The sequence below is a fragment of the Pseudoalteromonas sp. 11L1 genome (assembly GCF_055397545.1).
The window spans coordinates 3,165,595-3,180,303 of record NZ_AP041141.1 but is presented as its reverse complement, the minus strand read 5'-3'; the positions used below and the strand labels follow the sequence as shown (position 1 = coordinate 3,180,303).

The 14,709-nt window shown below is 40.3% G+C and carries 16 protein-coding genes; 4 read left to right on the top strand and 12 right to left on the bottom strand.

Features of this window, described 5'->3' with window-relative positions:
• Positions 1–150: 150 nt before the first annotated feature.
• Positions 151–894: an abortive infection system antitoxin AbiGi family protein gene (locus tag ACZ5WS_RS14825; RefSeq protein ID WP_109875571.1), complete on the bottom strand. Its 744-nt coding sequence runs from the start codon at positions 892–894 to the stop codon at positions 151–153.
• Positions 895–1,075: 181 nt separating this feature from the next.
• Positions 1,076–1,954: a LysR family transcriptional regulator gene (locus ACZ5WS_RS14820; RefSeq protein ID WP_464709524.1), complete on the bottom strand. Its 879-nt coding sequence runs from the start codon at positions 1,952–1,954 to the stop codon at positions 1,076–1,078.
• A gap of 108 nt (positions 1,955–2,062) precedes the next feature.
• Between ACZ5WS_RS14820 and ACZ5WS_RS14815 the strand changes: the two genes are divergently transcribed.
• Positions 2,063–3,043, top strand: a complete 981-nt coding sequence (locus tag ACZ5WS_RS14815; RefSeq protein ID WP_138607608.1) for a TDT family transporter — start codon at positions 2,063–2,065, stop codon at positions 3,041–3,043.
• Positions 3,044–3,046: 3 nt separating this feature from the next.
• Here the strand turns inward: ACZ5WS_RS14815 and ACZ5WS_RS14810 are convergent, their stop codons facing one another.
• Positions 3,047–3,229 (bottom strand): DUF2986 domain-containing protein, encoded by a 183-nt coding sequence (locus tag ACZ5WS_RS14810; protein WP_178955460.1) that lies wholly within the window; start codon positions 3,227–3,229, stop codon positions 3,047–3,049.
• Positions 3,230–3,391: 162 nt separating this feature from the next.
• Between ACZ5WS_RS14810 and ACZ5WS_RS14805 the strand changes: the two genes are divergently transcribed.
• On the top strand, positions 3,392–4,879 hold the full coding sequence (locus tag ACZ5WS_RS14805; protein ID WP_198522284.1) for a dipeptidase: 1,488 nt from the start codon (positions 3,392–3,394) through the stop codon (positions 4,877–4,879).
• A gap of 61 nt (positions 4,880–4,940) precedes the next feature.
• Here the strand turns inward: ACZ5WS_RS14805 and ACZ5WS_RS14800 are convergent, their stop codons facing one another.
• The 4 genes from ACZ5WS_RS14800 to ACZ5WS_RS14785 form a co-directional block, all read right to left on the bottom strand.
• Entirely contained in the window at positions 4,941–5,702 is a 762-nt protein-coding gene (locus ACZ5WS_RS14800) for an EAL domain-containing protein (RefSeq protein WP_138607612.1), read from the bottom strand.
• A gap of 204 nt (positions 5,703–5,906) precedes the next feature.
• Complete coding sequence (locus tag ACZ5WS_RS14795) at positions 5,907–6,335, bottom strand: OsmC family protein (protein ID WP_464711516.1); 429 nt, start codon at positions 6,333–6,335, stop codon at positions 5,907–5,909.
• Between the two features lie 389 nt (positions 6,336–6,724).
• Positions 6,725–6,859 carry a DUF2256 domain-containing protein gene (locus ACZ5WS_RS14790; RefSeq protein ID WP_076921450.1) on the bottom strand — a complete coding sequence of 45 codons (135 nt, stop codon included), beginning with the start codon at positions 6,857–6,859 and terminating at the stop codon, positions 6,725–6,727.
• Positions 6,860–6,861: 2 nt separating this feature from the next.
• On the bottom strand, positions 6,862–8,370 hold the full coding sequence (locus ACZ5WS_RS14785) for a cryptochrome/deoxyribodipyrimidine photo-lyase family protein (RefSeq protein WP_464709521.1): 1,509 nt from the start codon (positions 8,368–8,370) through the stop codon (positions 6,862–6,864).
• Between the two features lie 104 nt (positions 8,371–8,474).
• Here ACZ5WS_RS14785 and ACZ5WS_RS14780 point away from each other — a divergent pair, with 104 nt between their 5' ends.
• On the top strand, positions 8,475–9,083 hold the full coding sequence (locus ACZ5WS_RS14780; RefSeq protein ID WP_464709518.1) for a flavin reductase family protein: 609 nt from the start codon (positions 8,475–8,477) through the stop codon (positions 9,081–9,083).
• 41 nt (positions 9,084–9,124) lie between these two features.
• Here the strand turns inward: ACZ5WS_RS14780 and ACZ5WS_RS14775 are convergent, their stop codons facing one another.
• The 4 genes from ACZ5WS_RS14775 to ACZ5WS_RS14760 all read right to left on the bottom strand — a co-directional run bounded on the left by ACZ5WS_RS14775 (position 9,125) and on the right by ACZ5WS_RS14760 (position 12,861).
• Positions 9,125–10,426, bottom strand: coding sequence for an MFS transporter (locus ACZ5WS_RS14775; RefSeq protein ID WP_464709517.1), 1,302 nt, complete (start codon positions 10,424–10,426; stop codon positions 9,125–9,127).
• A gap of 172 nt (positions 10,427–10,598) precedes the next feature.
• The gene (gene yghU / locus ACZ5WS_RS14770) at positions 10,599–11,441 is read right to left on the bottom strand and encodes a glutathione-dependent disulfide-bond oxidoreductase (protein ID WP_464709515.1); all 843 of its coding nucleotides are present in this window, start codon (positions 11,439–11,441) and stop codon (positions 10,599–10,601) included.
• 17 nt (positions 11,442–11,458) lie between these two features.
• Positions 11,459–12,064, bottom strand: a complete 606-nt coding sequence (locus tag ACZ5WS_RS14765) for a rhomboid family intramembrane serine protease (protein ID WP_138594236.1) — start codon at positions 12,062–12,064, stop codon at positions 11,459–11,461.
• A gap of 113 nt (positions 12,065–12,177) precedes the next feature.
• The gene (locus ACZ5WS_RS14760; RefSeq protein ID WP_464709509.1) at positions 12,178–12,861 is read right to left on the bottom strand and encodes a type 1 glutamine amidotransferase domain-containing protein; all 684 of its coding nucleotides are present in this window, start codon (positions 12,859–12,861) and stop codon (positions 12,178–12,180) included.
• A gap of 153 nt (positions 12,862–13,014) precedes the next feature.
• Between ACZ5WS_RS14760 and ACZ5WS_RS14755 the strand changes: the two genes are divergently transcribed.
• Positions 13,015–13,935 (top strand): LysR family transcriptional regulator, encoded by a 921-nt coding sequence (locus ACZ5WS_RS14755; protein WP_464709506.1) that lies wholly within the window; start codon positions 13,015–13,017, stop codon positions 13,933–13,935.
• Here ACZ5WS_RS14755 and ACZ5WS_RS14750 read toward each other — a convergent pair.
• Positions 13,915–14,664, bottom strand: a complete 750-nt coding sequence (locus ACZ5WS_RS14750) for a dienelactone hydrolase family protein (RefSeq protein ID WP_198522279.1) — start codon at positions 14,662–14,664, stop codon at positions 13,915–13,917. The two genes, ACZ5WS_RS14755 and ACZ5WS_RS14750, sit on opposite strands and share 21 nt — an antisense overlap.
• Between the last annotated feature and the right edge of the window lie 45 nt (positions 14,665–14,709).

The following is a 14,709-nucleotide window of genomic DNA, read 5'->3' as shown; positions in this document are numbered from 1 at the left end:
AAACACCCATCTAAAATTTTCAGTATGTATTTTGAGCGCTTTGTGTTTGGTTTGGCCATCAGTTACGCGTTTTAAAGTGAGAGCGTAAGCAGGTAAAAGCTATAAGATTTTATTCAGATTAATCGAATCAGTCGGTTGATGTGTATTAGATTACATATCTCTACTTATAGTTTCTAATGATATGACTCTAGACATTAATATTTTAATCTCTGCGCTAGGATAATGGTCAAGCTCAGTTTGAATAAAGTTAATAACATCAGGAATATCGGAATCTGAATTAACAAAAAGATACTTTATATCGGATGGTGAAATTTTTAAACTGTACGAAACCTTAGATTTTTCATTAAGCTGTTCAAGTGTATATCTATCTTTATAATCTTTTTCATAAATGAACGGTTTTATTTTAGTTATATTTTCATCCCCCACAACAGAGTATCTCCATTCGTTTTCTTGATAAAATTCTTTTTGTATGAATTGCTCGTTAATGAACATTACCCCTTCAGTAGGTTTTATATGAGTCATTATCGTATTAATATCAACCGAAGAGTTTTTATAGTAGGGTGCTCCTTTTAAGTTTTGACCAAAAAGGTTTTTAAGTGCTAGGTGCTGATTTGTGTTTTCATTGATATACAATACTGGAGATAAGCCATTTTTTCTTGCCCAGTCCTTTGTTACGCCAATCCCAAATCTGCCATAAAAGTTAACATGTTCATCAACTCTAGATAGGGGAATATCACAAAAACATACTATAGGGTATGCTGATTGTGATTCAGAACCGGTATACCATTTCATATCTTCTAAACAATACCTTGGCCAAAAGCCAGTCTTTAAAATATCTTTTAGGAATTCTAAATTCTTAGTAAAATGAAAAAGTGTTTGTGATTTTGGCTGCAATTTAACCTCTTTATCTGTATTGTTAGTTACTGCTTTTTATTATGTAAGTTTTTGTTATATTAGCAATTTTAGACTGCCCATAGACTGCTCTGCGTTTACTCTACTTTTATTAAAACGAATTTAACCAATTAAAACAACTTACTTATCAAATGTTTATTTTTTTGCATTCGAAATACATACATTACTGCTTGTGACAAAATTCTATAAACTGCTTTAACAGCGGGTTTTTGTACTTGTCTTTATGCATCACTAACCAAAACTGCCTTTGCATGGGGTGGTTTAAATTAAGCTGTGTAACACGGCCATCTTTTAGGGCATATTGCGCAGCAAGTGATGATAAACATCCTAACCCTAAGCCATTTGCTACACAGTTTATAAGCGCTTCTGTGGTATTGAGCTCTACGCTTTGCGTCCAATTTTTAATTTGTGGCGCAAGGCTATGTAAAAAGAAGGAACGCGAGCCTGAACCAGGTTCTCTTAATACCCATTGGCTACGATTAAAGTCGTTAAAGCTAAGTTGCTTTTTTGCAGCCAATGGGTGGTTTATTGGGGCAATAATACACATGGCGTCATGGCTAAACACATTAGAGACTAAATCGCTTTGATGGGCTTGGCCCTCAATAAGTGCTATATCGAGCTCGTAATCTATAAGTTTTTGACAAATAAGCGTCGAATTGGAAATCAGTATTTGTTGTGAATAATGCTGTCGCTGTGCTCTAAATTTGCTTAGTAAAGCAGGTAATACATGATTACCAATCGTGTCGCTGGCACCAATTTTTAAAGTTCCGCTGGCAGGGGCGTTGTCTAAAAACAAGGTGTCGATAGTGTTTGCCCGATTTAATAGTTCATCAGCAAGGGGCAGTAGTTTTTGCCCTTCTTGATTTAATAATAACCGATTATTTACACGATCAAATAATGGATGGCCTAACTGCTTTTCAAGTTCGCTAAGCGCCATACTCACCGCCGCTTTAGATAGAAACAATGATTCAGACGCTGCTGTAAGGGTGCTGTGCTGGGTTATGCCGACAAATACTTTAAGTTGCTTAAGTGAAATATTCATTATGCTATGTTTAGTTTGCCTGAACGTGTGTTCTATATAATTAGATTTAACTTAACAAAATGCAAGCGTAAACTTCTCTGTAAGTTACAACCACAGGGTGGAATAGAGATGTTTAAACATATAAAAACAAAAGTATCTGGTGCACCAACACCAATGGGCGGTTTGGCATTAGGTATTGCCAGCCTAGGTTGGGCTTGGGAGAGTATGGCTAACCTAAATGGCGTAGCACAATATACCGGTGCCGCTATTGCGAGCGTATTATTGCTATTGTTAACACTTAAGTTTTTATTACATCCTCAGCTGCTTAAAGCCGATTTAGCCCATCCGGTTGTGGGAAGTGTGGTGCCTACTTTTGCTATGGCTACTTTAGTGGTGTCTAATTCTTTAGGGCAGTTTTACTCCCTTGCGGGAGATGTGCTTTGGGTTGGTGCATTTTTATTGCATTTGGTGTTTTTAATAAGCTTTATTGCTCATCGCGTGATTGAATTTAAAATTGAGCATATGGTGCCAAGCTGGTTTGTACCGCCGGTTGGGATCATTGTTGCCGATGTCGCGTTTTCAGGGAATCCGGCTCTGCTATTTTTAGCACAAGGGGCGCTTTATTTTGGCATGCTGATGTATGCAGTTATGTTGCCTATGATGATTTACCGGATCATTTTTGCTGCGCACATTCCTGATGCTGCACAACCTACATTGGCTATTTTAGCGGCGCCAGCAAGTTTATCGTTAGCTGGTTACTTTACAGTTATCAGCGAGCCGTCACCGGTTATTATTGGCTTGTTATTTGGAATTGCGGTACTGATGACCTTTATAATTTACGTCGCATTTTTTAAATTACTGCGCCGTCCATTTTGCCCAGGTTACGCTGCCTTTACTTTCCCTATGGTTATTGGTGCTACCGCGTTATTTAAACTCGCCGCATGGATGCATACAGTGGGAATTGATTTGCAGTTTGTTAAGCAAATACAGTATTTAGCAACGTTTGAATTGATTGTGGCAAGTGGGGTAGTTTGCTATGTGGCGGTTCGTTATTTGGCTCACTTTAAGCTTTTTAACACTCAATTTAAGCCTCTCACCCTATCGCAATAACGATTAAGCGCTTGTTTGCACTACCTCGGTAGCACCGTGCTCAATTGCTTGTTCGGCATCTTGCTCAGCAAGCTTTGCGCGCTCTGCTTTTGAAACATAAGTCGGTTTGTTGCTTTTATGCAGCTTGGCATTAGCGCGCTTATCTTTCTTTTGAAACTTAGTAACGATTTTTTTTCTGCGATTCATGATTAACCCCGTAATTTTGAGCTGCGCATTATACAGGCATCTTGTTCAAAGCTGTTAGATAAATTATAAGCTTTGCTTGTGGGTCTGCCGCAAAGCGCTGTTTGTTACTTTACAAGGAGGTTATAATTAGAGCTCTTTGTTGTTAATTAAATGGAATCTGTTTTGAACAAGCTAGCTTTAGCAAGTATTGCCTTATGTGCATTTAGCGCTCATGCACAATTAAATAAACACAGTGAAAGCGTGGCCGATTACGCAGTTAATAACTATCAAAATGCACAGGTGCATACGCTTACTAATTTAGTATCGTTTCCTACGGTTAATAAAAGTGAGATCAGCGCACCACAAAACCCCGACTTTATAGGCTTTAAAGCATTATTAAAAATGAAAGCCGCTGAACTGGGCTTTGACTACCAAGATTTAGGCTATACCGTACTCATAGGCATGGGTGAGCAAAAAGAAAAAGTAACCATAGTGACTCACGGCGATGTACAACCAGCAAACGCCAGTAAATGGAAACAAAGCCCATTTATTATTGATACCTCAGAGCCGGGTAAATTAGTTGGCCGAGGTACCGAAGACGATAAAGGCGCTATAGCTACCGCTTTATATGCGATGAAAGCCATAAAAGATAAAGGCATAACCCTTGATAACCGCATTGAGCTGATGGTTTATTTGGCCGAGGAATCTGATTGGGGGCCTTTAACCGAATTTATGAAAACCTATGAGCAACCAAAGTATGCAGTCACAATTGACGCCTCATATCCCGTGGTGGTTGCTGAAAAAGGCTGGAGCTTAATTGCGCCAACATTTGATGCAACATCACCACAAACCGATGTGTATGTAAGCAATGTAACGGGTGGTGCCTTTGCTAGCCAAATCCCTGAAGATGCCAGCTTAACTTTGCATAATGCGAGTACTGAATTAGTAGCTCAAATAAAACAAACAGCTAAGGCACTTAAGAGAGTAGAGTTTACCTTTGATGATCAAATAGATGGGACTTTAATTAGTGTTAAAGGCATGTCGGCTCACTCATCTGAGCCAGAGTCAGGTGTTAACGCCATTGCTTATTTGGCTGAACTATTTAAAGCCGTTGAGATTGAAAACAACAGCGACGGTCAGCTCATTAAATTTGTAAATCAGCTAATTGGCCTAGATATTTACGGCAAACAATTTGGTGATATTGCGTATAAGCATGACTTTATGGGGCCAATGACGGTAGCGCCCACAGTTATTGAACGAGACGGTAATAACCTAACGTTAGCGGTTAATGCTCGTCGTCCTATGGGTAAAGAGGCTGACTTACTAGAGCAGCAAATTAATAGTGCGCTTACCCAATGGCAAGCTGATAATAAAGTAACATTAGCCAATGTTAAAACTACCATTGGCACACCTATGCTGCTTGATGACGCACCTCATGCACAAAAGTTACTTGATATTTTTAAACATTTTACTGGTGATCAAGGCGCAGATTTTGTCTCTATTGGAGGTGGTACTAACGCTAAATTATTTGATAATGCCGTATCGTTTGGCCCATCAATGCCGGGTAAACGCTATACAGGTCACTCAGAGCATGAATTTATTACTCTTGAGCAACTAGCACTTAATTTACGTATGTACACCGCAATGATGATAGAACTGGGTAATATGTAATTAACCAATAGCAAAAACTAAAAAACCGCCTTGATGGCGGTTTTTTTATAACAACTAAATGTTATTGAAAATTAACGTCTGGTAAGCACTCAAAGCCTGGTTTGGCAAACAAGTAGCCTTGCATTAATTCAATGCCGACACTTTTTAGCCAGTGATATTCTTCAACTGTTTCAATGCCCTCAGCCAGTGCCATTACGTTTAGCTCTTTGAACATATTTAAGCAGTTACGCACAATAGTTTGGCGTTTTGTGTCTTTGTCGATATCGCGTATAAGTGCCATATCGAGTTTAATAATATCTGTTTGAAAGTCAGCTAGTAAGTTTAATCCAGAGTAGCCTGAGCCAAAATCATCGGTAGCTGTTTTAAAGCCTAATTCTTGGTAGTAGCTTACAACCCGCTCAACGTGGCTGCTGTCTTCTATTTTTTCAACTTCAGTAAATTCAAACATAATATTAGTTGTAGGGAAGTTGTACTTTTTAGCCGCTTCTAGGGTTGTACGAATACAGCGCTCAGGCTTATAAATAGCGTTGGGTAAAAAGTTAATGCTTAGCATGGTGTTTATGCCTAGCTTAGAGGCAAGTGCAATGGCTTTAATTCTACATAGTTGGTCAAAGGTATAGCGATTGTCGTCGTTTACTTGGGAAATAATAGAGAAAGCCGACTCATTATTTAAACCACGAACCAATGCTTCATAGCCATAAGTAGTGTTGCTCTGACAATTTACAATAGGCTGAAATGCCATAGTAAAGTCAAAATCTAGTTCGCTAGAATCAGCGCAGTTGCTACAAGATACTTTTTCGCAACTTTGTGATTTTTCGTTCATGCATCCACCTTTGTATTTAACCCACACTTAAAGGTGGTTAAGTTTCTTATAATCCTAACAAAGTATTGAGATTTTACATAATTATATTAGTAAACATTAATATAACTCATAATAAAGTTTTTATTTAATTCATGAAAAATTAGCAGTAAGGTTATGCTAAAACATAATCTTACTGCTACGCAAAAGTATAACTGGTTTACAAAATTAGTTAAGTGTTGCCGTTAGCTTTATGCTGGTATTGAGTAGTTTTGAAATGGGGCAGCCTTTTTTGGTGTCTTCACACAGGGCTTGAAATTGCTCATTGGAAATATCAGTAATTTTTGCATTAACTACCAATTCAATTTCACTCACCGCAAAGCCATCGTCTACTTCATCTAAGCTTACTGTTGCTTTGGTGCTTATATCGTCAGCAGTAAAACCTGCTCCGCCTAACGCCAATGATAACGCCATGCTAAAGCAAGCACTGTGGGCTGCACCAACTAGCTCCTCTGGGTTAGAGCCGGGCTTATCTTCAAAGCGAGTATTAAACCCATACGGCTGGTTATCGAGAGCACCACTTTGAGTTGATATAGTGCCTTTACCACTTTTAATATCGCCAGACCAATTTGAGCTTGCCGTTTTTTTAATTGTCATCATGTTCTCCTTGTTGCGATTTGGGTCTGTTTACCTTTCAAGGTTAAATTTGCAGCAGTCTGTTTGGTATTTAGGCAAGGCAGAGCCTATGTGGTGTGGTTATTCCCCATAAATAGGCGATAACGCTGCATCAATGCCAAACAGAAGCTGCCCGAAGGTTCTGCCTAGGGGCAATTAACTCTTTGTTGCTCGGTTTTTACTTAGCCCACTAGGTTACAAACCTCGCGCTGCGATTAAACCGCCCCTAGTTAGAACAAATATTAATCCGCAAAGGTCAACAGACCCTAATGTAAATTTTTCAGCATTGATATCAGTTGTATGTAAAATAATCCGATAATTGCTTAAAAATGTACGTAGTAACATGGAGGCTGCAAGATAAACGCCAATCTCTATTTGCTACGTTTACATCGCTCAGAACAATAAATAACGTTATCCCAGTCTCGTTGCCATTTTTTACGCCACGCAAACGGTTTATTACACACAGGGCATATTTTTTCAGGTAGGGTTAGTTTTTTATGTGCCATAGTTATTTGCCTGACTGCTTTTTGGATTTACGTACCGAGGGAGTGATGGCTACATGTTTTTTTAGTATGGCATGAATAGCACGTTTAACATCGCTACGCTCTCGGTATTGCCACAATCGCTCGCGTGCCTCTTTAGATGCTCGAGTTAAATCAAGCATCGGCTCTGGGTAATCTTCACCAAGTTTAAAGTCGTTAAATAGCGCTTCCATAGGCGTTTGCTGCCAGGGTTGATGTAAATATTCAATGGGGAGCTTTTCAAGTTCGGGGCACCATTTTTTTATAAATGCGCCGGTTGGGTCTTGATCTTCAGATTGCTTAATAGGGTTGTAATGGCGAATGGTATTAATGCCAGTAACCGATGCCTGCATTTGAATTTGTGGATAATGAATACCTGGCTCAAAGTCTAAAAAGTAATTAGCCAGCGGAAAACTTGCCTGTTGCCAGCTGATGTTTAAATGATGGGTTACAAAGCTCACCAGCATAGCGCGCATTCTAAAGTTAATATAACCGGTGGCTTTTAAACAGCGCATGCAGGCATCAATAATAGGAATACCGGTTTGCCCCTGTGCCCAGCGTTCAATATCGCTAGTAACCTTAGCGTCATCACGATACGGAAATGCATGGTAACCCGGATTTAAGGCTTTAAATTCCATGCTGCATTCGCTTTCAAACTTTTGCATAAAATGGCAATGCCAATGCAGGCGAGAGATAAACGCTGCAAGCGGACGCTTCCAGCCTTTTTTATCGGGATGGGTTGAATGGTATGCGTCTATCGCCATTTGATACACCTGCCTAAGACTAATATTGCCCCAAGCTAAATAGGGCGAAAGCCTAGAGCAATGCGTGCGGCTCAAGCTCGGGCTAGAGATCCCTTTTTGATAGCCTTTACCGCGCTCGGCAAAAAAACTCTGCATAACATCGCGTGCAAGTCGCGGCCCTCCATATTGAAAGTTGTCATCGTCAGTCGTGTAATTGTCTGGTAATTCTGGCGATTGGTAGTGTGTGAGTGTCACTGTTTTAATGTGTTTCCAATCTGGGATGGCAATTGGCGCTTGCATTGTTTGTTGCCAGCATTCATTCCAATTATTGCGATTTTTTTTACCCCGAATGACAGCCCCCGTTGGTGACTCTAACCAGTTAATCTGATTATGTTGGCACCATGCTTTAATCGCTTTATCGCGCTCAAATGTATTATTTAAGCCGATTTCTTGGTGACTAAAGAGATTAATTATTTCAAACTGGGTGTGTAGCTCTTCAAGCAACGACTGCATATTTTGTTTAAATATGTACACGCAGCTATTAAAGCGATCAAGTTGTTGGTTTAAATCACATAGCGACTGATACACAAAGCGCCAATGTCGCTCGTTATAATGAGCATCTTCGAGTAACAGCGGCTCAAAGTTGTACAGCAATAATGTTGGAAGCCCATTGCTAAACGCATGTTTAAGCGGTTGATGATCGCTTAAGCGTAAATCGCGTTTAAACCAGACAATGTTTATTTTTTGGCGCATGAAATTAAACTATTTGCTAACGGTGTAGTATTAATGAAGATCCAATCCACAAGTACGTATTGTCTAGTACTAGGGTTTAGTTTTTAACTTAAAAGTGAGAAATAATGTTTTTAGATTTAATGCAAAACAGCAACCGCTCTGTTTATAGCTATTTAGTTGGCGGTATTAGTCCACGACCGATTGCATGGATAAGCACGCTAAGTAGTGAGGGGGTAACCAATATTGCACCTTACTCTTTTTTTACCGTAGCAAGTTGTCAGCCTGCAGTGTTAAGTGTTACTCAAGTTAACCACAGCGACAAAGCCAATAAAGATACACTGACAAATTTACTAGCCACCAAAGAATGTGTGGTTAATATTGTTAGTCATGCCTTAGTAGAGCAAATGAACCAAAGCTGCGCTAATTACCCTAATAATGTCAGTGAGTTTGATGAGGCCAGCATAGATAGAGTCCCAAGCCAGTTAGTTAATCCGCCGAGTGTTGCAGCTTCAAAAGTACGCTATGAATGTAAGCTTCGAGAAGTGATCACTATTTCAGATGAACCAAGCGGTGGCAAAATGATGCTCTTAGATGTAGTGGGAATTTTTATAGATGACGCCACGTTGGTAAATGGCTACATAGATCCGACACGTTTAGATGCAGTAGGTAAAATGGGCGGTGATTACTTTAGCACCACCAAAGATAAGTTTGTATTAAAACGCCCACAACTTTAAAGGTGAGCGCTTTAATTACATTAGGTTAAACAGCACGCTATTTACTCTGTTTTTGGTAAAAACAGTGCACTCATTGCACCCAGAAACCCTAATCCGCTGTAAAGCAAAATAAGCTCTGCGGTTGATAAAAACGATTCTAATAAGCCTATGCTGCCCAACATCAGTAATAAAACTCCAATAACGGTATTACTGACCGACACATAATCGGTGCGTTTGTTACCCTCTGCCATATCGACGAGGTACGTTTTTCGCCCTAAGCGTACTCCTTGGTGCGCAACTGAGAGTAAAAAGTACAAAATAGGCATAGCCCACCAATTTAGTAGCAACTCGTTATACCAAGTTGCAATAACAAATACAGCCAGCCCATTAATGGTAACCAAAGTGGCACTGAGTACTAGCACTCGCTGGCTAGATAAGTCGCTTAAGCGTCCCCAAATCGGCGCTGAGACTAAGCTTGCAAAGCCGGAAACGGCAATAAAGGTGGCAAGTAAAGAAAATTCAAACGACTGTTTACTGGCTAAAATAATATAAAATGGAGCGCTCAATGCTGAACAAAGCAGTAGGGCACGTGTAATAACAAAATGCGCAAATTGCTTATCTTGGTACAAAATTTTTAACTTTGAAAACGCATGCAATAGACCATTATTTGCCCCTTCGGTAGCGCCACTATATTCGTTAATTTGTGCGTAAAAAAACGCGGCAATCAGCCACATCAAGGCACCCAGTAGTAAAGCGATGATCACAATATCTTGATCTTTTTGCTGTGAAAAAAACCACATCATGAGACCAAACGTTAATGTAGCAAAACCGGCAATACTTGCAGCAAGCCCGCTAATATTACCGCGTTGCTGTTTAGGAATAACTTTGCCCAGCACATCTTTTGCAGCGACAGAGTTAAACCCTCTAGCAAGGCTAAATAAAATTAATAAGCCAATAATGGCGTAGCCTGCTTGTGCGCCTTTGAGGGTAAACGCCACCGCAACCATGGCTAAAATGCATCCTGCTTGCATCACTGCACCTATTACCCATACCCATTTACGAACGGGGAGTTTGCGAATAACGTTAGCAATAGCAAGTTGGGGCAGCAATGAACCCGATTCTCTGATTGGTACTAACCAAGTAATAAAACTCGCTGGTACATTTAAGCTTTGCATTAACCATGGCAGCGTTATTTTGGGGTTGAGTAGCGCATCAGCAAACTTACTAAACAGCTGGCTAATGAGTAAAATAATAAAATTACCGGGTACTTCCTGACAGGCATTGTCGTTGATGGCTTTGCAAGCTCGGGCGTCTTCTTCATTGTTTAAACGTTTATAGATTTGTTCTTTTGTTAGTTTTTTCACAATTAATAACTACGCTATCAGTGTAAATATTTAGATATATTAAGATGGTATGTTTAACTTTTCTACTTTTAGGGTTAAAAAGTCATGTTACCTGCTAAGAATGAAGGAGCCCCTAATAAACACAAAAAAATCAGCTAAGCGCTGATTTTTTTATTTTTACTAAACTGGAGCTTTATTCAAAATCACGAGCACTGTGGCGCTCTGCGAGTTGTTCATCTTCTGCTCCCCAAGTACGGTTAACGCGACGGCCTCGTTTTACGCCTGGACGCGCTGCTATTTGCTTAGCCCAACGGACCACATGGGTATAAGATCCGACATCTAAAAACTCGGCGGCGTCGTATAAGTCGCCTAATACCAGTGAGCCATACCAAGGCCATATGGCAATGTCGGCAATGGAATATTCACTGCCTGCCATGTATTCGTTGTCACTTAAATGGCGGTTTAGTACATCTAGCTGACGCTTAGTTTCCATGGTGAAACGGTCAATTGGGTATTGCATTTTGGTTGGCGCATAGCTGTAAAAGTGACCAAAGCCGCCACCTAGATAAGGCGCCGATCCCATTTGCCAAAACAGCCAATTACGACATTGTGTTTTGGCTTGAAAATCATTAGGAATAAGCGCATCAAACTTTTCGCCAAGGTATTGTAAAATAGCGCCTGATTCGAATACAGGGGTTGCTGGTGTTGTAGAGTGATCCATCAACGCGGGTATTTTTGAGTTTGGGTTTATATCAACAAAATCAGAGCCAAACTGGTCGCCTTCACCAATATTAATTAAATAAGCATCGTACTCAGCCTCAGTAATACCAAGCTCTAAAAGCTCTTCAAACATAATACTGATTTTTTGCCCGTTGGGGGTCGCTAATGAGTAAAGCTGAAATAGATGTTTGCCAATAGGCAGTGTTTTATCGTGAGTTGCACCTGCAATTGGGCGGTTAATGTTTGCAAATTTACCGCCACTTTCATTGTCCCATGTCCATACTTTTGCTGGGGTGTAGTCGTTGTTATCACTCATAAATAGCCTCTAATAGTTTAAACGTGCGTATTTGCTTTGCCCGTTGTTGCTTTTAATTTATCTGCTTTTGCTAATTTATACCCTAAAAAGAATCCACTTAGTGCGCCAAACAGATGGCTTTCAAACGAGATGTGAAACCGCTGTGGTAACACGCCCCAAATAAAGCCACTGTATAAAAAGGCCACCACCACGGCTATAAAAATAGATTTAAAAGAGCGTCTTACAATGCCATAGCATAAAATAAAGCCCCATAACCCATAAATAACGCCACTTAAGCCGACATGAATATTGCCACGAGCAAACATCCATACCAGTAATCCACCGACTAATGCGGTGAATATAAATACACTATAAAAACGCTTTACGCTGTATTGGCAAATTAACCAGCTTAAAACAATGAAGGGCAGCATATTACTAGCAAAATGCCACCAGCTACCGTGTAAAAAGGGAGCGCAAAGAATACCAATCAGCCCTTGAATGCTGCGTGGGTAAATACCTAAACCATTTAAACTAATGCCTGGCAGGCTATTAATTAGTTGCAACACAAAACAAATAGTCACAATGCTTATAATGGCAAAACGGGTGCTGCTAAGTAACGACAAGGTGGATGGTTTATTTTGCATACGGTGCCCTTATTTATATTAAGAGTGGCCAGTATAGGAATAGTGGTGAGTAATGAAAAGCAAATTAAAAAGCACAGCGATTAAACTGTGCTTTTTATACTGATTAATTGTAATTAACCAAGCTTGGTAAGTAATTTTTTAGCTGCTAGCTCAGAGCTTGCAGGGTTTTGACCGGTGATCAATAAACCGTCTTCAAGCGCAAGAACGCCCCAGTCGTCGGTTTTTTGATAGTCACCACCTTTTTTGATCAGCTCGTCTTCGACTAAAAATGGCACTACATCTGTTAATTGTACAGCGGCTTCTTCAGTGTTACTAAAGCCGGTAACTTTTTTACCCGCAACCAATGCATTGCCATCAGCATCTTTTGTATTTAAAAATGCGGCGCTCGCATGACACACTGCTGCTACTGGCTTTTGTAATTTTACAAAATCTTCGATGAGCGAGATTGAATCTGTGTTATCTACTAAATCCCATAATGGGCCATGGCCGCCTGGATAAAATACCGCATCAAAATCTGAAGCATTCAGTTCACTTAGTACTTTTGTGTTTGCCATTAATGCTTGCGCTGCACTGTCGTTGTCGTATCGCTTGGTTGCATCAGTCTGGAAGTCGGCTAGTGTACTGGTTGGGTCGATTGGTGGTTGACCACCGTTTGGTGAAGCTAGAGTGATTTCTGCGCCAGCATCTACAAATGCATAATAAGGGGCGGCGAATTCTTCTACCCAAAAACCTGTTTTTTCACCGGTATTGCCTAAATCAGCGTGTGAAGTAAGTACCATTAGTATTTTCTTAGCCATTATTTTTTCCTTCTGATGATTTAAAATTGTAATCTTTGCTTAGCAATTACTATATGCACTAACCCAACCTTAAACAACGATGATAAATTTAACTTTATTGATTTAATAATTGATACAATTAGGGGTTGAAGTTAAAACCGCACTGGAGCGTCCATGAAAGTCTCGTTTGAACAATTAAAAAGTATGGTGGTGTTTGCACAAATAGTTGAGCAGGGCAGTTTAACTGCAGCGGCAAAGCAACTAGGGTTAACACGGGCGGTAGCCAGTTATCATTTAAAAAAGCTAGAAACGCAACTTGAAGTAACCTTGCTTAACCGCTCAACACGGACCATGGCGCTAACTGAAGCTGGTATGGCTTACTATGAGCGCTGCCGCGTTATTACCGAGCAGGCTAATGCTGCCAATCAACAAATAGAAAATATAAAAAGTGAGCCTCAAGGGTTATTAAAAATTAGTTGCCCGGTTAATGTGGGGATGCAATTAATAGTGCCTGCAATTAATACCTTTAAGCGCCAATACCCCAAAATTGATATAGATTTACAGTTAACCGATGATGTGGTGGATATTATTAAACACGGATTTGATTTTGCTATTAGGGGGGTTGCGCTGCGCGATTCAAACCTACAGGCAACGAAATTAACCACTATGAGTACCTGTATCTGTGGCGCGCCAAATTATTTTGCACATTATGGTAAGCCCACTACGCCCGATGAATTAGCACAGCACCAATGGGTGGTTTATCAGTTAGGGAGTAAAATCTTGACCTTGCAAAAAGATGGTAAAAAAGTCGACATTACCATGCAAGGATCGCTCAGTACCAATAATGCCGCTGCACGGACTGCATTTGTAGAGGCAGGACTTGGCATAGGGCGTATACCGCTATACGATGCATGGCCAAAAGTACAAGCGGGTTTACTGCAAATTATAATGGACGACTACAAAAGCAAAGACATTGAGTTGTATGGAGTTTTCCCGCCAGGAGCGACGGGATCTAAAAAGTTACGCTTGTTTATTGATTATTTAAAAGCGTACTTTGTAAAACAGCATACTGCATTAGGTATGCGTAAGGGCTAGCGCTCGGTTAAATAAGGCAACAGCCTGTTGATACATAGCTATGGCGAGAGCTGCATCGTATCGCTCGCCTTCATCACGCATAAAGGCATGTTGCGCGTTAACTTCTTGCCATTGGTAATTTATGCCAGTGCGAACAGCTTGCTGGTATATTTTGTCTCGGCCATCTTGTGGAACATGAGGGTCTTGTTTACCCCATATAAAATGAATTTCACCGAGTATGTCGGCCATGCGTTCAAATGAGTTATTACCGGGTTGTGCGGGCAGTGTATTACTGTGTATATCGGTGGCGTATAAACAAAACGCGGCTTTTATAAGTGGGTTTAAAGCGGCTCTGTAAGCTAAATGTCCACCAATACATACACCCATAGCTCCCACGTTTCCTGAACAATAACTTTGGCGTTTTACAAACTCGATAAGGCTTTGTGTGTCGCTATCATGATGCTCTAAAGGTTTAGCCCATTTATCGTTATTACCTTTATCTTTACCTTCGTCATCATAAGCCAGCACAGTTCCGATAGGGTTAAGCTCATGAAACACTTCTGGCACAAGTACCACAAAACCATGACTGGCTAAAATAGCTGCACTGCGGGCAATAGGTGCCGTTTGCTGGAAAATTTCAGAATAAAAAATAATGGTAGGATATTGCCCCGATGCTTGTGGGCGGTAAATGGTGGTTCGCATTAAGCCTGTAGGCGTTGGTAAGTCAGCGTTATGGTGTTGAATGATCATAAAAGCGCTCAGCAAAATAAACATAATAGCTGAGCGCGGTAAAAT